This is a genomic window from Flavobacterium pisciphilum, from assembly GCF_020905345.1.
GTDB classification, from domain to species: domain Bacteria; phylum Bacteroidota; class Bacteroidia; order Flavobacteriales; family Flavobacteriaceae; genus Flavobacterium; species Flavobacterium pisciphilum.
Map to the genome: position 1 here is coordinate 4,293,527 of NZ_JAJJMO010000001.1, position 24,608 is coordinate 4,318,134.

At 35.2% G+C, this 24,608-nt stretch carries 18 protein-coding genes; 11 read left to right on the forward strand and 7 right to left on the reverse strand.

Annotated elements, in window-relative coordinates:
- Nucleotides 1-398: 398 nt before the first annotated feature.
- Nucleotides 399-575 carry a histone H1 gene (locus LNQ49_RS18270; RefSeq protein WP_229990445.1) on the forward strand — a complete coding sequence of 59 codons (177 nt, stop codon included), beginning with the start codon at nt 399-401 and terminating at the stop codon, nt 573-575.
- A gap of 69 nt (nt 576-644) precedes the next feature.
- On the opposite strand, the gene LNQ49_RS18275 is transcribed toward LNQ49_RS18270, so the two are convergent.
- Nucleotides 645-1,253 (reverse strand): hypothetical protein, encoded by a 609-nt coding sequence (locus LNQ49_RS18275; RefSeq protein ID WP_229990446.1) that lies wholly within the window; start codon nt 1,251-1,253, stop codon nt 645-647.
- 62 nt (nt 1,254-1,315) lie between these two features.
- Nucleotides 1,316-1,618 (reverse strand): hypothetical protein, encoded by a 303-nt coding sequence (locus tag LNQ49_RS18280; protein WP_229990447.1) that lies wholly within the window; start codon nt 1,616-1,618, stop codon nt 1,316-1,318.
- Nucleotides 1,619-2,289: 671 nt separating this feature from the next.
- Here LNQ49_RS18280 and LNQ49_RS18285 point away from each other — a divergent pair.
- Genes LNQ49_RS18285 through LNQ49_RS18295 form a run of 3 tightly spaced genes read left to right on the forward strand, consistent with a single transcriptional unit; the run spans nt 2,290 to nt 9,298 of the window.
- Nucleotides 2,290-5,172 carry a SusC/RagA family TonB-linked outer membrane protein gene (locus tag LNQ49_RS18285; protein ID WP_346432473.1) on the forward strand — a complete coding sequence of 961 codons (2,883 nt, stop codon included), beginning with the start codon at nt 2,290-2,292 and terminating at the stop codon, nt 5,170-5,172.
- Between the two features lie 10 nt (nt 5,173-5,182).
- Nucleotides 5,183-6,586 (forward strand): RagB/SusD family nutrient uptake outer membrane protein, encoded by a 1,404-nt coding sequence (locus LNQ49_RS18290; protein WP_229990449.1) that lies wholly within the window; start codon nt 5,183-5,185, stop codon nt 6,584-6,586.
- Nucleotides 6,587-6,622: 36 nt separating this feature from the next.
- Entirely contained in the window at nt 6,623-9,298 is a 2,676-nt protein-coding gene (locus LNQ49_RS18295) for an alpha/beta hydrolase family protein (protein ID WP_229990450.1), read from the forward strand.
- Nucleotides 9,299-9,372: 74 nt separating this feature from the next.
- Here the strand turns inward: LNQ49_RS18295 and LNQ49_RS18300 are convergent, their stop codons facing one another.
- The 3 genes from LNQ49_RS18300 to LNQ49_RS18310 all read right to left on the reverse strand — a co-directional run bounded on the left by LNQ49_RS18300 (nt 9,373) and on the right by LNQ49_RS18310 (nt 11,859).
- On the reverse strand, nt 9,373-9,654 hold the full coding sequence (locus tag LNQ49_RS18300; protein WP_229990451.1) for a DUF6520 family protein: 282 nt from the start codon (nt 9,652-9,654) through the stop codon (nt 9,373-9,375).
- Between the two features lie 102 nt (nt 9,655-9,756).
- The gene (locus LNQ49_RS18305) at nt 9,757-11,274 is read right to left on the reverse strand and encodes a MauE/DoxX family redox-associated membrane protein (RefSeq protein ID WP_346432474.1); all 1,518 of its coding nucleotides are present in this window, start codon (nt 11,272-11,274) and stop codon (nt 9,757-9,759) included.
- A gap of 294 nt (nt 11,275-11,568) precedes the next feature.
- On the reverse strand, nt 11,569-11,859 hold the full coding sequence (locus LNQ49_RS18310; RefSeq protein WP_255680849.1) for a hypothetical protein: 291 nt from the start codon (nt 11,857-11,859) through the stop codon (nt 11,569-11,571).
- Nucleotides 11,860-12,629: 770 nt separating this feature from the next.
- On the opposite strand from LNQ49_RS18310, the gene LNQ49_RS18315 reads away from it, so the two are divergent.
- The 4 genes from LNQ49_RS18315 to LNQ49_RS18330 are packed head-to-tail and all read left to right on the forward strand — an operon-like array spanning nt 12,630 to nt 17,309.
- Nucleotides 12,630-13,022 (forward strand): plasmid mobilization protein, encoded by a 393-nt coding sequence (locus LNQ49_RS18315; RefSeq protein WP_346432475.1) that lies wholly within the window; start codon nt 12,630-12,632, stop codon nt 13,020-13,022.
- The gene (locus LNQ49_RS18320) at nt 13,007-14,311 is read left to right on the forward strand and encodes a relaxase/mobilization nuclease domain-containing protein (RefSeq protein ID WP_229990454.1); all 1,305 of its coding nucleotides are present in this window, start codon (nt 13,007-13,009) and stop codon (nt 14,309-14,311) included. Before LNQ49_RS18315 ends, LNQ49_RS18320 begins: the two co-directional genes overlap by 16 nt.
- Before the next feature lie 17 nt (nt 14,312-14,328).
- The gene (mobC, locus tag LNQ49_RS18325) at nt 14,329-16,311 is read left to right on the forward strand and encodes a conjugal transfer protein MobC (protein ID WP_229991353.1); all 1,983 of its coding nucleotides are present in this window, start codon (nt 14,329-14,331) and stop codon (nt 16,309-16,311) included.
- A 29-nt stretch (nt 16,312-16,340) separates the two neighbouring features.
- Nucleotides 16,341-17,309, forward strand: a complete 969-nt coding sequence (locus LNQ49_RS18330) for a PDDEXK nuclease domain-containing protein (RefSeq protein WP_255680850.1) — start codon at nt 16,341-16,343, stop codon at nt 17,307-17,309.
- A gap of 40 nt (nt 17,310-17,349) precedes the next feature.
- Here the strand turns inward: LNQ49_RS18330 and LNQ49_RS18335 are convergent, their stop codons facing one another.
- Nucleotides 17,350-18,108, reverse strand: coding sequence for an XRE family transcriptional regulator (locus LNQ49_RS18335; RefSeq protein WP_229990455.1), 759 nt, complete (start codon nt 18,106-18,108; stop codon nt 17,350-17,352).
- 87 nt (nt 18,109-18,195) lie between these two features.
- Between LNQ49_RS18335 and dinB the strand changes: the two genes are divergently transcribed.
- Complete coding sequence (gene dinB / locus LNQ49_RS18340; protein ID WP_229990456.1) at nt 18,196-19,377, forward strand: DNA polymerase IV; 1,182 nt, start codon at nt 18,196-18,198, stop codon at nt 19,375-19,377.
- Between the two features lie 6 nt (nt 19,378-19,383).
- On the forward strand, nt 19,384-22,437 hold the full coding sequence (locus LNQ49_RS18345) for a DNA polymerase III subunit alpha (RefSeq protein WP_229990457.1): 3,054 nt from the start codon (nt 19,384-19,386) through the stop codon (nt 22,435-22,437).
- A gap of 409 nt (nt 22,438-22,846) precedes the next feature.
- Here the strand turns inward: LNQ49_RS18345 and LNQ49_RS18350 are convergent, their stop codons facing one another.
- Nucleotides 22,847-23,605 (reverse strand): hypothetical protein, encoded by a 759-nt coding sequence (locus LNQ49_RS18350; protein ID WP_229990458.1) that lies wholly within the window; start codon nt 23,603-23,605, stop codon nt 22,847-22,849.
- 582 nt (nt 23,606-24,187) lie between these two features.
- Between LNQ49_RS18350 and LNQ49_RS18355 the strand changes: the two genes are divergently transcribed.
- Nucleotides 24,188-24,583, forward strand: coding sequence for a single-stranded DNA-binding protein (locus tag LNQ49_RS18355; protein ID WP_229990459.1), 396 nt, complete (start codon nt 24,188-24,190; stop codon nt 24,581-24,583).
- Nucleotides 24,584-24,608: the final 25 nt, after the last annotated feature.

Sequence of the window (24,608 nt, forward strand, 5' to 3'; positions counted from 1 at the left end):
GATTATTTAAATTACTTTTCTATTGTAAAATTTCAATAAATTGGATTTCTGTTGATGTAAAAAAAATCAGACAAATGTATGTGGCTTTTTAGCTATTTGCAATACCCACTTTTAGTGATTTTTACGAATTTGATATTTTAGCATGATTAATTAGATTAACTTTCTTGTATTTAGTATTATATAGTATGTAAAATCAATAATTATATATTTAAAAATTGCACAAAGATAGTTTTGAATTTTAAATTAAATCGCTACAATAAGCCACAATAATACTATAATATGGTTTTGTGATAGATGATTGAGTTAATCGGTATAAATAGCATGTAATTTAAACTTAAATTATTTCAATATATTAAACAAACCATTAGTTTTGCTGCTTTAATTTAATATAAAATATAATGAAAGATTTAATAGAAAAAATCAACACAGAAATCGAAACGTTCAAAGCAGAATCGGAATCTTTAATTGAGAAAGGTGTAAAAGCAGCTGGGCCAAGAGCTCGTAAATCAAGCTTAGAACTTGAGAAATTATTCAAAGAGTTTAGAAAAATTTCTGTAGAAGAAGCTAAAAAGTAATCTTTTTGCTAAACAGTAAACCCCATCTAATCTAGGTGGGGTTTTGTATTAACATTCGTGATTTTATTGTTATAGACTATTTAGCCTTTTTTCCATTTGTTTTGCGATGAGTATTGAATCTATAGAGATAAAGAATAAAAAACCAATGATCATTGGAAATATTAGTGACCCCATTGTTATAAGAATATCTCCTATGCCTTGAGTTTTAAATTGATTTAAATAGAAATATGAAATAATTCCACCAGTAAAAAAAAATAGGGATAGTGAGATGGCAATGTTGGCACAAATTCTTTCAGTTTTACTTAAATTAATTTTTATTTCTGGACCATTTGAATCTAGGTGTTGTTTTGCTCTCTTGATTTTTGGCCATGTATAGTTTCCGCCTAGTTTATCTTTAAAAGAAATGTATTTTGGTATTGATTTCTCATTTGTATCAATTCCAGTTTGAGAAAAAAAGTACAACTCTTTCACATGAGGCTCAATAAATTTGGTTTTAAAATCATCATCAAATTTATCAAGAGCAGAAAATGTTTCTAAATCATTTAGTACGTTTTTTAGATTTCTTCTTTGTAAAGAATCAAATAAATTTGATAATGACTGCTTTCCCAGTATAGCTGCAAGTACAGTTCCAGATACAGTTAAGACTGTTTTTACAATATTTTCATTTATTAAATCCATATCATTTTAATTAAGAGATTTTAACTGATTTTTTTAACTTCTTAATTTTTAATTAATTTGCTTTAATATTTTATACCATACTCTTTTTCGAAATCACTAAAAAGCTGAGATAAGGATGTTTCCTCTTTACGGCAAATTTTTATTATAGTCTTCAATGGAGGTATATACCCTTCTGGAGCATTTGCTATTTTTGTAATGGTAGATGTAGCTAAATCACATTGATTAGCATAATTTGTCATACTGACTTTTTGACTAGCGGGATCTAATTTTTTTGGAAACCACTTTTTAGTAATGTAATTACATAAATTCATGTACATTAAAGCATCACTATTTGAAGTTGTGTTGGAAGGTTTTTTATTTACCACTTTTATAAAAGATTTTAACAAAATAAATCCATTAGGTTAAAAAAATCGTTCGCGCTTGCGAACGGTAAAGTTTTTTTAATTATATTTGCTTGAAATCCAAATGGATTGTATTTTTGCGATACTTCTAAATAAAAATATTTGAAGCATTCGCTTTGAATCTCGGATAGAAAACTGGTAATTTTCATTGGAACGAGAGGATAAGTGGTTTTGCTCACGACCATGGCGTGGGCTCACTTGTTGTTCCAGGGTTATACCAGTACCTCTATTCGACATGTTGAGTTTCTGCGCCATTTTTTATTTCTAAAGCAAATCTCTCATTTTTGGATTCTTAGCACCAAATTTTCATTGTTTTTTAGGCTCGTAATAATTTAATTAGTTCAACTAACCAAAATTTAGTGCCTATGATTCAACAAAAATGGTAGTCGATACCATACTCCACCTAACTTAACGCACAAAAAATGGCCCTCTAATTCGTCACCAAACTAGTATAGAGGACCGTAGCAAACAAAACAAACGTTTTACTTAACTAACCCAATATTATGAATAATTATTCATTCTACAAGGGTAGTAAGGCTCTTTATTGCCTGATTTTTTTCGGGTGTTTTTTGTCTTTTACCCCTGTTATAGCAAAAAGTGTACTGCGGCAACAGCAGTCCAACTCTCAACAAAATGTGGTGCACGGTACCATTACAGATGGAACCAATCCTTTACCAGGAGTTACCATTGCTTTAAAAAGCAAAATTAATTCTAGTTCAATTTGCGATTACAATGGGCAGTATAATATTACTGCCGCTGTTTCAGATACGCTAATTGTTTCTTTTATGGGATTCAAAACCGTCCTAGTCCCCATAAAGGGACGGCAAACCATAAACATAACATTAGAGTACGATACCATGGCACTGCAAGAAGTGCGCGTCAACGCAGGATACTATACCGTAAAGGAAAGCGAGCGTACCGGTAGCATTTCCAGAATAACAGCCAAGGATATCGAAACCCAACCTGTGACTAATGTCTTAGCAATCCTGCAAGGACGCATGGCAGGGGTCAATGTAACCCAAACCACAGGAGTCCCCGGTGGAGGATTCCAAATTCAGATACGAGGGCAAAACAGCATCCGACCCGAGGGAAATAATCCTTTATATATTATAGATGGTGTTCCTTATGCTTCAGATCCCATCGGTTACAACCAGACTTCGACGATCTTCCCTACTATTACCAGCCCACTTAATAGCATCAACCCAGAAGCTATAGAAAGCATCGAAATACTAAAAGATGCCGATGCAACCGCCATTTATGGCTCTCGTGGAGCCAATGGCGTTGTACTGATAACTACCAAAAAAGGAAAAGAAGGAAAAACAAAATTTACCTTCACCGCATCATCAGGAGGTGGAACAGTCACCAAATTCATGAAACTCATGGATACCCAGCAATACCTCGTCATGCGCCGTCAGGCATTTATTAATGATGGAATTACTACTTACCCAGCAGGAGATTACGACATCAATGGAACATGGGATCAAAACCGTTATACCAATTGGCAGAAGGAGTTTATAGGGGGGACGGCCATAATTACAGATTTGCAAGGAACCATCTCAGGTGGTTCGCAGTATACGCAGTTTCTCTTTAGTGGTAATTACCACACCGAATCAACTGTATTTCCAGGAGATTTTTTATACAAAAAAGGAGGTTCGCAGTTCAACTTAAACCATCAGTCGATTGATGGTAAATTTCGTTTGGTACTCTCAGCTGGTTATACACTACAAAAAAATGACCTGCCCGCTTATGATCTTACTAACGATTCTCGCAATCTCCCCCCAAATGCTCCCGCACTCTACGATGCTACAGGAAATCTCAATTGGGAAAATGGAACATGGAGCAATCCACTAGCCAATTTGTACGCTCAAAATAAATCCAAAACCAAAGATTTTCTTGCAAATACGGTATTATCTTATGAAATAACACCTGACTTAATTCTAAAAAGCAGTTTTGGGTATACCGACTTACAACATGAAGAAAGTCGTACGAGTCCTTCAACCATTTATAGTCCTTCTTTGGGTGCAACAAGCGCCAACTCTAGTTTATACCTCAATAATACCAAACGTAGTTCTTGGATTATAGAACCGCAGATTAATTGGGAAAAGAAATTAGGTGGAGGTAAATTCGGAATTCTGTTGGGAGGAACTTTTCAACAACAATCCACTTATCGCTTATTCCAGTCTGGAACTGGTTTTAGTTCCAATAGTTTAATTTATAATCTCGCATCGGCGACTACTAAAGTGGTAGCACTAAGTGATGAAACCATATATAAATACCAAGCTTTTTTTGGTAGGATTAACTACAATTGGCACGACCGTTATATTGTAAATTTAACGGCAAGACGTGATGGGTCAAGTCGTTTTGGTCCTGGAAATCAATATGCAAATTTTGGAGCAGTTGGTGTAGCTTGGTTGTTTTCTAATGAAAGCTTCTTAAAAAATAATACTTGGTTCAGCTTTGGCAAACTTCGTGGTAGTTATGGAACTACGGGTAGCGACCAGATTGGGGATTACCAATTTTTAAAGACCTATAGCTCTACAAGTACCAATTATCAAAACATTATCGGATTACAACCCAGTCGTTTATTTAATCCAGACTTTGGATGGGAGGTCAATAAAAAACTAGAAGTTGCTTTAGAACTAGGCTTTTTGGCTGATCGCATCTTTGTCACAGGGGCATGGTACCAAAACCGTTCTTCGAATCAACTCGTTGGAATTCCACTTCCTGGAACCACTGGTTTTACCCAGCTCCAAGCCAATCTGGATGCAACAGTAGAAAATACAGGATTAGAATTCACATTACGAACCATGAATGTTTCTACCAAGACTTTTAATTGGGTTACCAGTATTAATCTAACTATAGCTAAAAATGAACTTTTGGCTTTCCCAAATCTTACAAGCTCGACCTATAGAAATACGTATCGCATTGGTGAACCACTGAACATGCAATTGCGATACAAATACATTGGACTTGATCCTGCAACAGGACTATATCAATTTGCAGATGTGAACAACGATGGAAAGCTATCCTCTCCAGATGATAAACAAACTATAGTAAATCTTAATCCTGATTATTTTGGAGGATTCCAAAATCAATTGAGTTACAAAAATTGGAAGCTTGATTTTCTTTTTCAATTTGTGAAACAACGAAAAGACAGTTATGGTGGATCCTCAGGAATGGTCAATCAACCAGAAAGATTGGTGAATAGTTGGCAACAAGTTGGTGACACAGGTCCTTATCAACGTTATACTGCTGGGTACAATGCTGCTGCTATGACTACACAATCTCTTTATAGTGATAGTGATGCTACTATTGTTGATGCTTCTTATGTTCGTCTTAAAACGATTGCTTTAAGATATGATGTCCCTTTAAGTACAAAGGCTGTACAATGCGCTATTACACTCCAAGGACAAAATCTTTTGACTTTTACTTCTTATAAAGATGGAGATCCTGAAAACAACATTGGTTATCTCCCTCCGCTAAAAGTAATAACTGCGGGAATACAATTAACTTTTTAATCTATAAAGTATGAAAACGTTATATAAAAAAAAGAACGGTTACTGGCTAATAGCTAAAAAAATATTCTTTTTAAGTTTTACCTTCTCCATGCCTGCCTGCGATTCTTTCCTTGAGGTAGATCTCCCTAAATCCCAACTTACTGATGTTGCAGTGTTTCAGGAGTACACCACTGCCAATGCGGCTATGGCAGATATATATGCAAAAATTAGGGATAGAGGATTACTGACAGGTACAGCATTTGGACTTACCAATTATTTAGGGAATTATGCAGATGAACTTACCTTTTATGGAGCAGCAACTAATCCAGCTTTTGCATTTTATACCAATACCGTTTTGCCTTCTAATACTAACATAGGAACACTGTGGAACAACTCCTACAATCAAATTTATGCTGTCAATGCAGTTCTTGAAGGTGTACGACCATCAATGTTAACTGTACAAGAAAAAGCACAATTAGAAGGAGAAGCACTTTTCCTGCGTGGGTTACTTCATTTTTACCTGTTGCAACTCTTTGGCGACATTCCTTATATACAAACTACCGATTACAGAGTTAATAGTATTGTAACAAAGATGCCAAAAAGTGAGGTATATACCTATATTTTAAACGATTTAAGAACTGCTGAAGACTTGCTCTTACCAAATTATTCCAGTACTGAAAGGGTACGCGCTAATTCTTTTGTAGTGAAAGCACTCTTGGCTAGAGTTTATCTCTATAAAGGTTCATGGGATGATGCTAATAAAAAAGCTACGGCAGTTATAGAAAACAATTCATTATATATTTTTGAAAATACACTTAGTAAAGTGTTTTTAAAAAATTCCACCGAAGCCATTTGGCAATTCATGCCCACTGCTGTTGGGAAAAATACTGATGAAGGAGCATTTTTCACTTTTGCTTTTGGACCGCCTCCTATGGTAGCACTAAGCGAATCACTCATGAGTTCTTTTGCTACAAACGATTTGCGTAAAACTTCTTGGACTACACCAATAAGCAAAGGAAGTAGCACATGGTATTATGCCTCCAAATATAAAGAACCCCGAAGCACTGCTACATCAAGAGAATATTCTATAGTGTTACGTCTGACTGAACAATACCTTATTCGAGCAGAAGCCCGTGCTGAATTAGGAAATATCATTGGAGCAAAAGAAGATTTAAACAAAATCAGAAATCGTGCGGGACTCTCCGATACAGGAGCCAGTTCAAAAGAACAAATACTGGAAGAAATACTAGAGCAAAGAAGAAAGGAACTCTTTACCGAATATGGACATCGCTTTTTTGACCTTAAAAGAACAGGAAAACTCGATGCTGTCTTGTTTATAAAGCCAGGATGGAACACAACTGATGTTCTTTTACCTCTCCCTGAGAATGAACTCACGCTTAACCCTAATCTTAAACCGCAAAATCTAGGTTATTAAATTTAAAACCTATTGCCAATAAAACCAAATGCTAAAATGAAAATACATTCCAAAACAACTTTACTGTTACCATGGCGAAGGCCATTCTTTTTTTTAGTTTTTATTTTGCAATTAGTAGCCTGCTCCCTTTGGGGGCAGGTGTTGCAAAAAAAGAACTTAACGATAAACGATTATCCAAAGTGGGGCGAATTATCGCTTAATAAAATGAGCGCAAACGGACAGTGGATCTGTTATAGCATGACTTATGAAAATAGGCTTGACACGTTATTTGTAAAAAACACCAAATCATTACTGACTAAGGCTTTCCCTTTAGGGAACAATGGAGATTTTATAACATCAGATTGGTTTACCTATCAAACTGCACAAGAACTTCATCTGTTGAATTTAAAAACAGGCAAGCAAGAAACAGTGGATAATGCAATCCAATATGTTTATGCGCCAAAGGCAAAGAAACTATTGATTTTAAAAACCGAAAAGGATAAAGAAAATGTATTGATTATTCGGGATCTCGATGGAATGATTCAGGAGCGTATTGAGAGAGTGAATACATTTGTAATGGATCCAACAAACCAAATAGTACTCTACACAACAACAATTGGAAAGCAACACATCATTAATCTTTTACAACTTTCTCAAGAAAATAAAAAAACAACTTTGTTTAGTGGTTCCAGTTCTTTTAGCAATCTAACATGGGATGAGAAAGGAAAATCATTGGCTTTTATGCAAAAATATCCTGATGAATCGAGCTTTAACAATACTATTTTCTATTATAATGTGTCCAACAAGAAGTTATATACCACTAGTTCTCAGGCACAAAATAGTTTTCTGGGAGATTCCCTTTGCATGCCAAGCAATATTTTAGGTTACATGTTTAAATTAAAGATTTCCGATGATATGCGCAGCGTCTTTTTTAATGTACAGCAAAAAATCAAATCAAAAGATACGATAAGAGATACTGCTGTACAATTATGGAATGGAAATGCCAAATTGATTTATCCTATGCAAGAAAAGCAAAAAAATAATAAAAGGACATATCTTGCATTATGGCGTCCACTTGAAAATCAATTTCAACTTATTTCCAATGATATCTTACCAAAATATATGTTAACTGGAGATCAAAAATATGCCATACTATCCAATGAGGAACAATATGAACCCCAATATTCAAAACAAGGCCCGCGAGATTTTTATCTTATGGATGTGTCCACCGGTAAAAGCGAGTTGTTATTAAAGAAACAGTCTGGCAGTCTTGATCATACCACTGCTTCTCCTAATGGAAGGTACATTGCTTATTTCCAACAAAAGGACTGGTGGATTTATGATGTTACTAAGAAAATCCATATCAATATTACTAAAAATATTGGAGTGTCTTTTTCTAATAATCAAAAAGGACATCCACAAAAAAACAATGCTTATTCTCCTTTAGGTTGGACTCAAGAGGATAAAGAAATCCTATTGTATGATGCATACGATATCTGGGCAATACGTCCCGATGGATCTTCTGCGCGCAGGCTAACTCATGGGAGGGAAAGCCAAACTCAATTTAGATTAGCAGGCTCTACTTATGTTTTGCCCGCAAAAGTAAATTACGATGGAATGATTTTTTATACCCATAATCTTGATACAGGATTGTTGTTAGAAACTACTAGTGAACAAGGCTATTATGGCTTTTATAAATGTTCATCAAAATCCAATGAAAAGTTAGTGTTTTCTACTAACAGTCGTCTAGATCAACTAATTCAATCAGACAGAGGTAATGTTTTTATTTATACCGAGCAGCGTTATGACCTTTCTCCTCGATTGATGCTTCAATCCCATACTGATAAGATACCCAAAGTACTACTACTACAAAGTAACCCACAACAGCAGCAATTTTATTGGGGAAAATCAGAACTAATTCAATACAAAAATTCAAAAGGGAAATCCTTGCAGGGTATATTATATTATCCCGCGAATTACAACAATCAAAAAAAGTATCCAATGATTGTTTATATTTATGAGAAATTATCGAAAAAACTTCATAATAAATACCTCAATCCTTCCCAATTCATCGGAGAAGATGAAGCGTTTAACAGCACCTCTTTTACAACACAAGGGTATTTTGTACTTGCTCCGGATATTATTTATGAAATAGGTAATGTTGGAGTATCTGCGGTAGATTGTGTTGTTTCGGCAACAAATGAAGTCATTGCACAAGGACATGTTCTTCCAAATAAGATAGGGCTAATTGGACACTCTTTCGGAGGATATGAGACGGACTTTATCATCACACAAACCAACCTTTTTGCTGCAGCTGCAGCTGGTGCTGCAGCAACAGACCTTACTAGTTTTTATCTAACAGTAGGGCGTACAGGAAGAGATGATATATGGCGTTTTGAAAATCACCAATGGCGTATGGGAAAATCGCTCTTTGAGGATAAAGAAGGTTATGATAGAAACTCCCCAATTGTCCACGCAAAAAACATTACCACACCACTTCTTTCGTGGACTGGAGGTAAGGATAAACAGGTAAACTGGAATCAAAGTATAGAATTTTATTTGGCGCTACGACGTCTGGAAAAAAAGCATATAATGTTACTCTATCCCAAAGAAGAACATACTATTAGTAATAGTGAAAATCAAAAAGATCTTTCAAATAGAGTGCATGAATGGTTTGACTACCATCTAAAAGATATGCAACCTTCATCTTGGATAAAATCAGGGTTGAAGTAATAACTGATATTAAATGGTAATGCAGTTCCTTTGGAACTGCATTACATTTTTAATAGACATTTAAAAGAGTAACCTTAAGGTTTGAAAACAGTTTCTGGACAGCTCATTCCGCCTTCTTCAGGACGTCCAAAAGCTTGAGCCCCTCCAGGGTAGGAAACACGACAAACTTCCGTGCCTTCATCAGAACAAACTATCTGGACACTGCAAGGCGTCAATGTAATGGGAAAACCCACTACAAGATCATCAGATACTTTAGTATTCGCATCACTTTGCATTGACATAGTTAAAAATGCACCGGAAATGGCCAGTACAAAAACTGCAGCTGGCATCATTTTTTTTAAAATTATTGCTTTCATAATATTATAATTTATGGTTAATAGCGATCTACTATTTTCTACAGGTGTTCGATCTAATTCCTGATACTAGGCCTAGTATATCATTACGTGTATCACAGTTTTTTATTCTACACGTTTTATTTCATTTTTTAATTTTTCGTTCAATTGATAAACTACCAATTTTGTGTCGATAAGTGCATACACATGGGTTGATGTAACTAAAAAATCTCGAATTTTTTCACCATCAATTCCATAAATATGAAAACTAAATAGATATCCTTTTTTGTTAAGGTCGTAAACATCAATTACCGAGGATTGATTCCATACTTTTTTTGGCTCATAGCGCCCCGGAACATTGGAATTCACAAAAAGTAGGTGCCCATAGACACTACTATTCGCATTAACACTAAGCGCTGGTATTGCCATTGTTTGTTCCGTTTTTTCCTTGAGGTAGGCTACTTTTATTTGAGCACGTGATACAGTATCAATTGTATTGCCCCGATAATCAAGAACTCCATTTTCATCTGCAACGATGTACTCGTTACGGTAACTATAGAGATAGATCATTCTTTTCATTTCCTCGCTGTAATGCAACATACCATCCGTATCAAAAATGCCATCGATTTGCTTTTGTAATAGTTGTGGTGCCATTTGTAGTTTTGATGGAACTCCTGCTTTGAAGATGCCAAGGACATTGTTATTACTAGTAGTGTTAATACTCCTAAAAATAATTGAACTACTATCTATCGGTACGGCAGTAGTAAAATAAGGAGACTTAGGTTCTTGTAATTTAGCATTCCAATCGGTGATACGACCACTAAAAATAGCAGGGACTTTTCCATCTATTATATAGAAAAAAGGAGGACGAACAGCCATTCTAATAGATCTAAAAGGAAAGCTGCTGCGATCAAGTGTTACTTGTATCTTCTGTTGCTGGAGTTTGTTATCAACCGATAATAAATACAGTGGAACAGTATAATTGCCAAGATATAATTTTTCCTCACCAGCTCCCGCAAAATAATACGAATTGTACTTTAGATCTAAGGTATGTGTAAGTGTAACGGGATGATGTGGATAACGACGGATAAAAGGATTTTGATGATGCATGATTTCTTCGGAAGAGAGAAACAAAATGATGACAGCAATACAGCTCAATAAGAAGGATAATAATAACTGAATAGGGTAGGAGAGAAGCCTTGTGTTTTTTCTCCCAGAGTTACTGTGAGGATGATTGAGCCAAAGTGCTAAGCCAGCCAATAGTACAAAGATGAAGTTGAATATGAGATGTTCTAGCCAACTCATTTTCTCTAATATTCCTCCACAAGAGCAAGGAAGATAGGAACTGTAATTCAGCATGATATAAATATAAGCCGTAAACATGGTCATCAAACAAAATCCAGCATAAAGTGCTTTGATGCGTGTTTTTGGAAAAAGAAGTAATATTGCAATAGCGAACTCCACAATCAGTACAGTCCAGGAGATCCAATGAGCAAATGCGCTTAGCAATGGAGACTGCCCCAATTCTACCTTGAAATTTTCAAAATCAAGTCCTTTGTTCATCGCTGCATAAACCAATAAAAGGATATACAATAGACAAGTTATTTCAATAATTATCCTCTTACTTTTTTCGTTAAGTTTCATGCTTTCTAATCTTTAAGTTGATACAATTTTTAAAGTGTCAAATTTTAAAAACTCAAATAAAGGAAGCTTTTAACTGGGGTTCAATTATTTAGAGTTGGAGCTAAAACAAAATTACAACAAGCTGTTTTGTAGGTAGTTGTAAAAAACGTGCTAATTTTTGTAAAAAACGTGCCATTTTTATTGTATATAATTCAAAAGCATTATTTTTTGGGTAAAATAGATTGGTGAAAAATAAAATGCCAATAAACAATTACTTTTTATTGGCATTATTTTACTTTGCATTCAGAACCTATTTTACTTTCCGGTTTCGCTCAATGTTTTCAATTTTTCACTGAGTTCAATAAGTCCAGCTTTTTGTAAACATTCCTCCCCAAAGAATTTTAATTCCTGGAGATTTTCTTCTGGAACACTCGTCATAAGAATCGACGGTTTAGTACTCTCTTTGGCAGATAATCCACGTTCAATCACATGATTTAATAACAGTACATTTTTTCGTGAAATTTTCAAATCAATCTTCACTACATCATTCATTCCAGGGATACTAAGCACAGTATCTAAAACTTGAGCCACATCATTTGTTGTCATAATCTTCACGTTTTTAATTAATAATTTATTCTTGTAAAGGTATAAAGTCGGATATGAATTTTGATAGGTAAAATTTACCTGTGATAGGTAGAATCCGTGTTACTTGCATAGTTTTGTATCGCAGATGAGTGATAAGTATTAAAATGTAGAAGAGAATTTTAGAGAATCGGGAGATGAGTAATTTTTGTGAAATATATAAATTGAAATTCTTCCATGGAATTAAAATGTTCCTAGAAAAGGACATCATTGAAGTATTTAATGACGCTTTTACCCTTTTAGAATGAACAACCAAAAACCTTCCTGAAAACAGTCAGGATTTTGTTGTTTTAAAATTGGTTTATTGTTTTGAAAGAGCACGTTTTTCAATTTAAAACTAGAGGATAAATTGGCATTATGATTCCCTAGTTACAATAGTTTCGAATTATATTCAGTGTGCACTTTCCTAGAGTTCTAAAAAATAATAATAGATTTTATAAAAAACAGTGAAATTTTGATGACTGTTTAAATAATGTATTGAGTTTCCGGAATAATACAATTAATACATCACATCGTATAAAAAAAGTAATAAATGGAAAAACTGAATTTGGAACATTTTAAAAATTATGCAATGTCTAATAAACATTTAAAGTATCAGGAAGATTGCCATGTTCCTGCAATCAGCAAGATGTCCTGTTGTTAAACAACAGCTTCTTGATGCTCTACACTCGGGACTCGTTCGCAGTGATACTAGAAGGATAAAAAGAGTTTGATAACAATGAAAAAGAGAGATGATGAAAAGAAAAATTTCAAACAGAACACGTATTGTTGGGTTACGATTTACACCTGAAGAGTATGCGAAAATTGAGCGGAAATGGAAAGCTAGTACTTGCCGTAAGCTGAGCGATTACATTCGTAGACACCTATTTGATAAATCTATAAACACCACTTATAGGAATCAGTCTTTAGATGATATGATCTATGAAATGATGCAGTTGTTCAAGCAATTAAATGGCATTGGGAACAACTATAATCAGGCGGTAAAAAAACTACATACACTAAATCAAATTCCGGAATTTAAAGTATGGATTATAAGTGCTGAACTGGATAAAAAAAAGCTTTTTGATAAGATTGATGAAATCAAAAATCACATCCAGAAAATCTCGGAAAGATGGTTGCGATCATAAAAACGGGACACTCTATCCACAAGGTTTTCTATTACAATGAAAACAAAGTAAAAGAAAATGTTGCAGAATGTATAGGTGCTGGAAATTATCCGATTGATGTTGATAAAATGGGACTTACTATAAAACTGAATCGTTTTTTAAAACAACTGGAATTAAACGATAATGTAAAGCGAAACAGTGTACATATTTCAATCAACTTTGATCCGTCAGAAAATCATTCTAAGGAAAAATTAATAGCTATTGCTGATTCGTATATGGAAAAGATAGGTTTTGGTGAACAACCTTATCTAGTATATCAGCATCACGATTCCGGCCATGCGCACATCCATCTGGTTTCGATAAATGTCCAGAGAGATGGCACACGAATTGACATGCAAAATATTGGTAAAAACCGATCTGAACCGGCAAGAAAAGAAATTGAAAAACTCTTTGGACTTGTTAAAGCAGAAGGGAATAAAAACAGTCAGAATTTCGAACTTAAGCCAATCACCTCAGGAAAGATTCAGTATGGGCGAAGCGAATCAAAAAAGGCAATTACAAATGTATTGGATCAAGTACTTTACTCTTACAAATATACCAGTCTTCCAGAACTCAATGCAGTGCTCAAACAATACAATGTTTTAGCAGACCCAGGTAATGAAGATTCAAGAATGTTTAAAGCAAAAGGATTAATGTACAGGATACTCGATGATACAGGAAAACCTATTGGAGTGCCTATAAAAGCAAGTCTTTTTTACAACAAACCAACCCTGAAGTTTTTAGAAGAAAAATTTGCATCTAATACCACAAATGAAGTCTCAGATATGAGAAGGGTAAAAAACGCTATTGATATGGCATTTTTAAGAACAGAAATATCACTTACAGAATTAGCGCAACTACTTGAAAAAGAAGGGATTAATACTGTTTTTAGAAAAAATACAGAAGGATTACTTTATGGTATTACCTATGTAGACCATACCACAAAATGTGTTTTTAACGGCAGTAAATTGGGAAAACAATACAGTGCCAAAGCAATTCAGGAACGCTGTGCATCGATTAGTCAGGTAGAGCAAAACAGGGCAAGTTTAATAAGTGAAAAATCACATACAATCACATTTGAAGCACCTAATTCGGAAATTATTGCAACGCTTTTTGGTGATGATTTTAGAGATAACAAATACGTAGGTTCCAGCACTATAATGGCACAATTAGCAGAGATGCTCACGCAAGCTGAACAGACAGCTAATTACCTTCCGTACGAGCTGAAAAACAAAAAGAAAAAAAGAAGAGGACAGTCTTATAATCGATAAAACTTGAAATTATGGCTATGCTGACAGGAGAAAACGAACAGGCACTGAGAAAGATCTTGGATATGACAAGACTAATCAGTATTATTATTTTAACAATCCATTTTTATTATTACTGCTATGCCGCATTTGGAAAGTGGCATTTGGTTAGCGGATTCAGTGATAAAATTATGAGCAATATTTACTATACAGGATTGTTCAGTAATTTTCATAAATCCAAATTCTTTGCACTGGGATTTTTAATAATCTCACTAATTGGAGCTAAAGGACGAAAAGAGGAGAGACTAAATTACAAAACCGCTTTTGCTTATATAATTACGGGGATTCTGATTTACTTTATAAGTTATCTTTCATTATACCTGAAAATAGAATTAATGTTGGCAGCAATTGCCTACATGACTATTACTTCCAGTGGTTTTCTTTTAATGCTCACAGGAGGGACATTATTATCGCGTATTATAAAAAACAGGCTCAACAGCAAAGATATTTTTAATACTGAAAATGAAACCTTCCCGCAAGAAGAAAGACTCTTGGAAAACGAGTATTCCATCAACCTCCCAGCCCGATACTATTTAAAGGATAAGATAAGAGACAGTTGGATAAACATCATTAATCCGTTTCGGGGTTTATTGGTTTCTGGCACTCCTGGTTCTGGAAAATCCTATTTTGTCATACGTCATGTAATCACCCAGCACATCCGTAAAAAATTCACCATGTTCGTCTATGATTTCAAGTTTGATGATCTGACGAAAATCGTCTATAATACGTGGCTTAAATACAGACATCTTTATCCAATAGTACCAAAGTTTTATGTTATTAATTTTGATGATTTGACCCGAAGCAACCGATGTAACCCATTAGAGCCTTCAGGTATGAGCGATATTACCGATGCTTCAGAATCTGCGCGTACTATTCTGTTAGGACTCAACAAGGAATGGATCAAAAGACAGGGGGATTTTTTTGTAGAATCTCCGATTAATTTTCTCTCAGCGATCATATGGTATTTAAAAAAATATAAAGACGGCGAATTCTGCACCCTTCCTCATGTGATTGAACTCATGCAGGCGGATTATGATAGCCTGTTTACCTTACTTAGAGCTGAAAAAGAAATTGAGGTGCTCATTAATCCTTTTGTGAATGCTTATCTTAACCATGTGATGGACCAATTGGAGGGGCAAATTGCATCGGCTAAAATTGCTATGGCAAGACTTTCCTCCCCGCAATTGTATTATGTTTTGTCAGGTAATGATTTTACTTTGGACATCAATAATCCCGAAGAACCCAAGATTGTATGTATGGGTAATAACCCGCAGAAAATTCAAATATATGGAGCTGTATTATCATTATATGTAAACCGATTGGTAAAACAAGTGAACCAGAAAAATAAGCATAAAAGCAGCTTAATATTCGATGAGTTTCCTACAATTTACCTCAACAATATGGATAGTTTGATTGCCACGGCAAGAAGTAATAAAGTAGCAACTTGTTTGGGTATTCAGGATTTTAGCCAGCTGCGTAAAGACTATGGAAGAGAACAGGCTGATGTAATTATGAATATTGTTGGAAACGTAGTCAGCGGACAGGTTACAGGTGATACTGCCAAACAATTATCGGAACGTTTTGGAAAAATTATGCAGGACAGAGAAAGCCTTTCAATCAATAGTGGAGATACTTCAATCAGTCGTTCCAAACAGTTAGAATCTGCAGTGCCTCCATCCAAAATTTCCGGACTTAGTTCCGGTGAATTCGTGGGTATGGTAGCGGATGACCCTGATTGTAAAATAGAACTCAAAACATTCCATTCTGAAATTGTAAATGACCATGAAGCATTGAAAGAAGAACAGGATAATTATGTAGCTATTCCTGTTATTCGAAAAGTTGATAACGCTATGGTACAACGTAACTATTTGCAAATAAAAAAGGACATCAAGGATATTATTTATTCTGAAAAAGAAAGATTATTAAATGATTACGAACTAAGGCATTTAGTAATTAAGAAGTGATAAAAAATAACAATTTAAAGGGAGAAATAATGATACAAGAACAATTTACTGATATTATCCAATTAATAAAACAATCCAGATCAAGAGCTATTACTGCTGTTAATACTGAAATGATTAATCTGTACTGGAATATTGGACAGTACATTCACAATCGTATCGAAACAGCACAGTGGGGGAAATCAGTCGTAAAAGAATTGGCCGATTTTTTACAGAAAAGCGAGCCTGATTTAAAAGGATTTTCAGATGCGAATCTTTGGCGTATGAGACAGTTTTATGAGATTTACAAGGATACACCAAAACTCGCACCACTGGTGCGAGAAATTAACTGGTCTAATAATCTGATTATCTTTTCAAGATGTAAAACAGTGGAAGAACGGGAGTTTTATCTAAGCTTTTCCAAAAGGGAAAACTATAGTAAAAGAGAACTTGAACGCCAGATTTCATCCAGTCTTTTTGAAAGGATAATGATAGGAAATTCAAAACTCGCACCAGTGGTGCGAGAAATACATCCTGAGGTTAATAATACGTTCAAAGACAGTTATATTTTTGATTTTTTAAACCTTCCAGAATCTTATAGCGAGAATGAATTACAACAGGGACTCATTAAACAAATGAAAAATTTCATTCTGGAATTAGGTAAAGATTTTATCTTCATCGATCAGGAATACAAACTACAGGTAGGTAATAGCGATTTTTATGTTGATCTATTATTCTACCACAGAGGATTACAATGTCTGGTCGCTTTTGAACTCAAAGCCGATAAATTCAAACCGGAACATTTGGGACAATTGAATTTTTATCTTGAAGCATTAGATCGGGACGTGAAAAAAACACATGAAAACCCAAGTATTGGAATATTGTTATGTACAGATAAAGACAGTAAGGTTGTCGAGTATGCACTCAATAGAAGTTTATCGGCTACGATGGTTGCTGAATATAGAATCCAGTTACCCGATAAACAATTGCTAAAGCAAAAGCTTAAAGAATTATTGGAATAGAAATAATGGGATTCCTGCCTTAATCAAGTTTTGGTAGAAATTAATTCTTCAACTCTTTGACTTCCCTTTTCAATTCTAAAAGCATGTCTCTAAGACTTGAAAAATCTGATGATTCTTGTTTTTGGTCGCTTTTGCCGATATTACATTCATACTCCCAAATTTCCAGAATATCAGAAGCCTTGACTTCATAAGCAGGATAAAAATGATTGTCCGATTCTAAAACGAGCGTGTTTCTTTTATTTTTATTGAGCCTTTTATAAACCATACCGTCGCTTTTGGTGATTATGATATAGGTTTTTCCATCCATTACCTCTCCCAATTTGTCTATGTAGCGGCCTATAATAATTGAACCATCTTCATGTGGTGGCATAGAGTCTCCTTCCACAGGAAAACCCCGGTGTTTCCCAGGTCCTAAAAAAGGTAAAGAAATCTGCTGTAAGTTTTCGATAAATTCAGGATCGGCATACCCATTCAAATACCCGGCCTTTGCTGTTTGGGTAACGACTTCAATATAATTCTCTCCTGCTACATCAACAGTAATCGGTAGCAGTAATCTGTTGTTTTCCAATTTCAGCAAATCATCCATCGGTATTTTCCGAACATCTACAGAAAGTAGCAAATCGATACTGATTTGATAATAGTGCGCTATTTTCTTTAGGATTTCATACGGAGCTTCAGAGGTTCCGTCTTCATACTTGGCGTAGCGTCCACGGGTAATAAGAAGACTCTCAGCGACTTTTTCCTGAGAAACTTTCTTTTTTGCTCTAAGGCTTTTGATATTATCAGAAAATAAAGACATGTTAGTTTTGTTACAATTTGTATCAACAAATATAGGTATTTTTGTTACAATCTGTACTAATTTTGTTCCGTATAAAAGAAGAGGATTATGGGAAGGTCAATTGTACATATTGATATGAATACGTTTTTTGTATCCTGTGAGAGGTTAACCAATTCAGAGTTGAATGGAGTACCATTGATTATTGGAGGCGGGGACAGGGGAGTGGTCGCTTCTTGTTCTTATGAGGCTCGTACTTTTGGAGTGCGCTCGGCTATGCCTATTAAGATGGCACTTCGACTGTGCCCACAGGCAAAAGTGATGAAGGGAGATATGGAATTGTATTCCACCTTATCGCATACCATCACAGAAATAATCCAAGAGAAAGCACCCATAGTCGAGAAAGCAAGTATTGATGAGTTTTATCTGGATATAACGGGTATGGACAAATTTTATGGGAGTTATAAGTGGACTAATGAATTGGCTCAAACTATTACAAAAGAAACAGGATTACCATTAACCTTTGCTTTATCAGTTAATAAAACGGTTTCAAAAATAGGAACTGGAGAAGGAAAACAAAAGCAGAATTTGGAGATTCCAGAGCATATGGTACAACCCTTTTTAAATCCTTTATCCATTCAGAAAATCCCAATGGTGGGAGATAAGACTTTTCAGTTGCTTTCACGAATTGGTATTCGGACCATTCAAACGCTCTCTGAAATGCCATCGGAAGTCTTACAACAAATGATTGGAAAAAACGGAACTGAACTCTGGAAGAAAGCCAACGGTATAGATAATAATCCCGTGGAACCTTATACGGAAAGAAAATCCATATCAACCGAACATACTTTCTCGCAAGATACCATTGACATAGCTAAACTTAAACGCATACTCGTTGGGATGGTAGAAAAACTCGCCTTTCAATTACGTTCAGAACAATGGCTTACCTCGACGGTAGTTATTAAAATACGGTATGCTAATTTTGATACAGAGACCAAACAATGCCGTATAGCCTATACCTCAGCCGACCACACCCTGACCAAAAATGTAACCGATTTATTTGATAAATTATACCAGCGTCGCATGCGACTAAGACTAATAGGGATACGTTTTAGTGGTCTTGTTCGGGGAACGTATCAAATCAATCTCTTTGAAGATACAGAAGAAATGTTAGCCTTATATCAGGCAATGGATAAAATGAAAAGCCGCTATGGATTTGATGCCGTTATGCGGTGTGCAGGAGCTTCGTTCAAACCCAACAACAAAGCAGAAATTTTAAAACGCAAACAATAATTCATTATGTACCTCAACTGTCATTCTTTCCATTCCCTGCGTTATGGGACTATTCCATTGGTAGAGTTAGTACAGCAAGCTGCGGCATGTAATGTAAAAGCCATGGCACTTACAGACATCAACACTGTAACTGGGATTTATGATTTTATCAGGGCATGTAATACAGTTTCGATTAAACCACTAGTTGGAATTGAATTTAGATGCAATCATAAACTACGTTATATTGGGCTTGCCAAAAATAGTGAAGGTCTGGGGGAAATGAATCGTTTTTTGACCAAGCATAATTTTGAGAATACTTCTTTGCCAATAGAAGCGCCTGAATTCAAATCGGTCTTTATACTATATTCCCTGGAGAATGCTCCAGTTTATTTAAAAGAAAATGAATACATCGGCATTCGCCCCGAAGAACTTCCAAAACTGTTCAGTTCTCATTGGAAAAATAGAATGGATAAAATGGTCATTTCTCAGCCTGTAACCTTTCGGATTAAAAAAGAATTTAATCTCCATAAAATTCTTCGGGCTATTGATACCAATGTTATTCTATCAAAGCTTAGTCAGAGTGATTATTGCAGTACTTCGGACGTAATGGTGCCGCTTGAAAATTTACTGGCCCAATTCACGGATTATCCACAGATTATTGAGAATACCCAAAGAATAACAGACGAGTGTAATTTCGAGTTTGATTTCAAAACGCCTAAGAATAAAAAATACTATACCAATAGTAGAAGCAGTGATATGGCTTTGCTGATAACCCTTGCCCAGCAAGGATTAGTGTGGAGATACGGAACTACCAATTTGCAGGCAAAAGCACGAGTGGAGAAGGAACTGCGTGTGATTGAAGAACTAGAGTTCAGTGGTTATTTTTTAATCACATGGGACATTATCCGCTATAGCAACAGCTGTGGTTTTCTGCATATAGGCAGAGGGAGTGGAGCAAACAGTATCGTGAGTTATTGTCTTGGGATTACAGACATCTGTCCAATAGAATTGGATTTATATTTTGAACGTTTCCTGAATCTAAATCGTAAAAGCCCGCCAGATTTTGATATTGACTGGTCGTGGAAAGAACGCAATACAATCCTTGAATATATTTTCAATCGATATGGCGCAGACCATGTGGCTTTTTGTGGAACCAATGTAGAATTCAAGTACCGATCCATATTCAGGGAAGTGGGTAAAGTATTCGGTCTACCAAAGGAAGAACTTGATCTATTGGCTAAAAATCCAATGGTTTCACACGATGGAAATTCAGTAGTACGATATGTGCAGGAATATGGGATGATGCTTGAAAAATATCCCAACCAGCGCAGTATGCATTCCTGCGGGATATTGATCTCTGAAGAACCTCTTACCAATTATACAGTGCTCGAAATGCCACCCAAAGGCTTCCCGATTGTGCTCTTCGACATGCATATCGCTGAGGATATCGGTTTTGAAAAGTTTGATATCCTGAGCCAGAGAGGTATTGGCCACATTGATGATAGCGTGAAACTCATCCACAAGAATCGTGGTATTAAAGTAGATATAAGAGATACGTCATTATCCAAAGATGAGGTGTTGTGCAATACGTATTTGGCCACAGGCAAGACCATTGGTTGCTTTTATATTGAAAGCCCTGCTATGCGTGGATTACTTAGACGTCTTAATTGTGATAACTATAAAATACTGGTGGCTGCTTCCTCCATTATCCGCCCTGGAGTGGCACAGTCTGGAATGATGAAAGAGTACATTTTTCGCCATAACAACCCCGATAAATTCGAATATTTTCATGATGTTTTTAAAGAACAATTGGGGGAGACCTATGGTATTATGGTCTATCAGGAAGATGTAATCAAGATAGCTTTGCATTATGGAGGGCTTCCAGCTGCTGACGGAGATATCTTGCGCCGTGCCATGAGTGGTAAAGGGCGTTCCAAAGCTGCCTTACAAAAAGTCAAAGATAATTTCTTTGCTTCTTGCCTGCAAAAAGGACATTGCGTAAAACTAAGTGAAGAAATATACAGGCAAATTGAATCCTTTGCAGGCTATTCTTTCTGTAAAGCACATTCAGCATCCTATGCAGTGGAAAGTTACCAAAGTCTGTATCTGAAAGTACATTACCCTGTGGAATTTATGGTAGCCGTTATCAATAATCAGGGCGGTTTTTACAGGACAGAAGTGTATATTCATGAGGCTCGTATGTCAGGAGCAGTGATACATAACCCATGCGTCAATAAAAGTGAATACGAAGCAACACTATACGGAGTTGATGTTTATCTCGGGTTCATGCATTTAGAGGGTTTAGAAACTAAACTGGCACAGCTTATTGTGTCGGAACGAGAGTTGAGAGGTGATTTTAAATCATTGGAAGATTTTATCAATCGCATTCCTATTGGCATTGAAGGTATTCAGATTTTGATTTTTATTGGAGCTTTTCGCTTTACTGGTAAAACAAAGAATCAATTGTTGGTAATAGCCCGATTGATATTGGTGAATTTTAGGCCTGAAAATAGAAACCTCATGCTACTTCAGGAGCCAGTCAAAGAATATAAGCTGCCTGTACTCGAACGCTCGGCTTATGAAGATGCTTTTGATGAGATTGAACTGTTAAGTTTTCCAGTATCATGCACTCCTTTTGATCTTTTACAAACGCCATACAGAGGTGCTGTGATGGCAAAGGATTTAGTGAGTCATCACAAGAAAACAGTAAAAATGCTAGCCTATCTGATTTCCAGAAAACATGTGCCTACCAAAAGAGGTACCATGTATTTTGGCACTTGGATTGATACAGAAGGGGAGTATTTCGATACAGCCCATTTCTCAGATAGCCTTGAAAGATATCCTTTCCAAGGTGGTGGTTGTTATCTATTATTAGGAAATGTTGACGTAGAGTATCATTTTCCAACGGTAACGGTAACAAAAATGGCAAAGATGCCATTCATACCCGATCCGCGATATTCAAATACGAGTGACAGACAATTCAAAGCACACGAGCATATACGAGAAGATATGAGCATGACACATCGTGCTCCTTATCCTTCAGAATCTGAAATTAATTTACCTAGGGAAAAGATGGTTTAAATTTAAAACTGTTGATAGTTAAGGTATTATATGAAGCAGATATGTTAAAGTCAAACAGAAATAAGTACAAACTTGAATTTGTGTATTAATTTATGTATTTTCGTACAAATAAATAAAATGATTTAATAAGATCACACTACTAAATTTTGAGGAACAAAATGGTTTAATTAAAAATTCAAGTTCCGTATTGATAGCTGTTGATATTGTTTTAAGTAAAGTAGAATTAGTCATAATTTCCAAATACCATTGTTATTGAAGACCAGCTTACTTATAGGCTGGTTTTCTTTTTTAAGACATAGAGAGTGTTAATATGGAAACTGCTATATTTCTCAGAACTTGGTTTCAAAGCAAAAAAAATAGGCTGTTCATCGAACAGCCTATTTTTTTGTGAGGTTAAGAGTTTTTTATACTAGTAAGTATATTCGAACGTTTCATCACCACTAACTTGTTTTGTCAAAAAGTTATTGCCATCATATGTGTTTACGTAAGTAGTTGTTCCTACGTTCTCCCCATTTTTTGTTTCTGTTATTTTAGTGAAATTATTAGGTGTATTTACGTCTTTATCAAAAATTCCTGCATCCAATAACAAAGTATATCCTAAAATATTTTTAAAAGGATTATTTTTTGTATCATACTCAACTACATTGATATAATCATTAAATACAACTTTAGTGATGTTTCCTCTCGCATCTAAAGTAAATACACTTGATGATTCTTGTGTTTCTACTAGTGTGGTAGGATCAATCATAACTGTAACAGTTGAAATTGTTCCATCAGCATTGTAAGTATAGCTTTTCTTTAGGCTGGCAGAATCTGCTGATGCAGGAACCTCAATATAAGACTTCAGTTTATTGTTTTCGTAAGTGAAATTTGTAGTTGTTTTTAATACACCACCTTCAAAAGACTCTGCTTTGGTAATTACATTTCCTGTATATGAAAAGGTTGTTTTATCACCACCACTGTAGGTAAGACTTTCAATTTTGTTCCCTTGATAAGCATAGGTAACAGTCGAATTCTCTTCTGGAGAAAGTGTAGAAGTGTATTTTTCGGTTTTAGGGAAAATTGTATTCTCGACATTAGAATTATCACCACCATTGTCATCATCAGAACTAGAACAAGAAGTTAGTACTAAACTGATAGCACTAAATAAAAATAAAACTTTTTTCATTACGATTGTATTTATGATTTTTGCAAAAATATAATAAATTTCGTATAAAAAAAATGATTTTCATACTATTATGCAATTTACTGATTATCATATTATTTAGTTTTTTAGAAAGGTCAATTTTTCGTAAAAATAACAGCAAACTAGTTTTCTAAAAATTGAATAAAAATTCCTTTACTCAGGATATGAATTTTTGGAAAGCATTCCATAGGTTATTCTAGCATCATTTTTTAATTCTAATCTGTAGGTACTGCCCGCAAACTTTCCTTAACTCATTATCATTTATTGATTTTACATATGATAAGATATATGATATTCTATTAAAAGTCCATTAAGAAATTTTACTTAAAGCTTTCACTCGAAACGGACTAAAAGGGCAGCCAAGATAGTGCCCGCCGTATGCTGCATGCGCATAATGGCTCCGCTCACGCTTGCGCCACCCTTCGGGACTTATAGCACTCCGCATCCGTTAACCGGTCACTTGATTCTTGCTTTCTTTTTTCCCGTTTTTTCGTTTTGAAAACAATTTTTGTTAGGGCAGGATTAGAGAGAAAGTAAACAGTAGTAATCCTTAAAATTAAAATTATGGAAATCACAGGACGCATAACAGCAAATTCTGTTGTTCACAAAGTGGGCAATGACAAACAAGTGGTCAATTTCAGTATTGCCATAAACGACAATTACAAACCCAAAGGTAGTACCGAAGTAAAAGAAGTAGTAACCTATATTAATTGTTCGTATTGGTTAAATGCAAAAACAGCCGACTGGCTTAAAAAAGGAGCAATTGTACAATTGTTCGGGCGTATTGGTATGAATGTATATAGTAACAACGAAGGCAAAGCAATAGGTAGTCTTACGTTCCACACAAATAATATCAAGATTTTGGCTTTTGCTAAAAAAGCAGAACAGACCCAAACTGAAATAACACCCCAATCCAACGAGGGAGTAAAACAAGAACCCGCAGACGACCTGCCTTTTTAATCCATTCAAACAATAACATTTTAAA

Bases quoted from the DNA above. Each gene is read 5' to 3' on its own strand.
- LNQ49_RS18270 (WP_229990445.1), top strand. From the start codon at position 399: ATGAAAGATTTAATAGAAAAAATCAACACAGAAATCGAAACGTTCAAA.
- LNQ49_RS18275 (WP_229990446.1), bottom strand. From the start codon at position 1,253: ATGGATTTAATAAATGAAAATATTGTAAAAACAGTCTTAACTGTATCT.
- LNQ49_RS18290 (WP_229990449.1), top strand. From the start codon at position 5,183: ATGAAAACGTTATATAAAAAAAAGAACGGTTACTGGCTAATAGCTAAA.
- LNQ49_RS18295 (WP_229990450.1), top strand. From the start codon at position 6,623: ATGAAAATACATTCCAAAACAACTTTACTGTTACCATGGCGAAGGCCA.
- LNQ49_RS18300 (WP_229990451.1), bottom strand. From the start codon at position 9,654: ATGAAAGCAATAATTTTAAAAAAAATGATGCCAGCTGCAGTTTTTGTA.
- LNQ49_RS18305 (WP_346432474.1), bottom strand. From the start codon at position 11,274: ATGAAACTTAACGAAAAAAGTAAGAGGATAATTATTGAAATAACTTGT.
- LNQ49_RS18310 (WP_255680849.1), bottom strand. From the start codon at position 11,859: ATGACAACAAATGATGTGGCTCAAGTTTTAGATACTGTGCTTAGTATC.
- LNQ49_RS18315 (WP_346432475.1), top strand. From the start codon at position 12,630: ATGAAAAGAAAAATTTCAAACAGAACACGTATTGTTGGGTTACGATTT.
- LNQ49_RS18320 (WP_229990454.1), top strand. From the start codon at position 13,007: ATGGTTGCGATCATAAAAACGGGACACTCTATCCACAAGGTTTTCTAT.
- mobC (WP_229991353.1), top strand. From the start codon at position 14,329: ATGCTGACAGGAGAAAACGAACAGGCACTGAGAAAGATCTTGGATATG.
- LNQ49_RS18330 (WP_255680850.1), top strand. From the start codon at position 16,341: ATGATACAAGAACAATTTACTGATATTATCCAATTAATAAAACAATCC.
- LNQ49_RS18335 (WP_229990455.1), bottom strand. From the start codon at position 18,108: ATGTCTTTATTTTCTGATAATATCAAAAGCCTTAGAGCAAAAAAGAAA.
- dinB (WP_229990456.1), top strand. From the start codon at position 18,196: ATGGGAAGGTCAATTGTACATATTGATATGAATACGTTTTTTGTATCC.
- LNQ49_RS18345 (WP_229990457.1), top strand. From the start codon at position 19,384: ATGTACCTCAACTGTCATTCTTTCCATTCCCTGCGTTATGGGACTATT.
- LNQ49_RS18350 (WP_229990458.1), bottom strand. From the start codon at position 23,605: ATGAAAAAAGTTTTATTTTTATTTAGTGCTATCAGTTTAGTACTAACT.
- LNQ49_RS18355 (WP_229990459.1), top strand. From the start codon at position 24,188: ATGGAAATCACAGGACGCATAACAGCAAATTCTGTTGTTCACAAAGTG.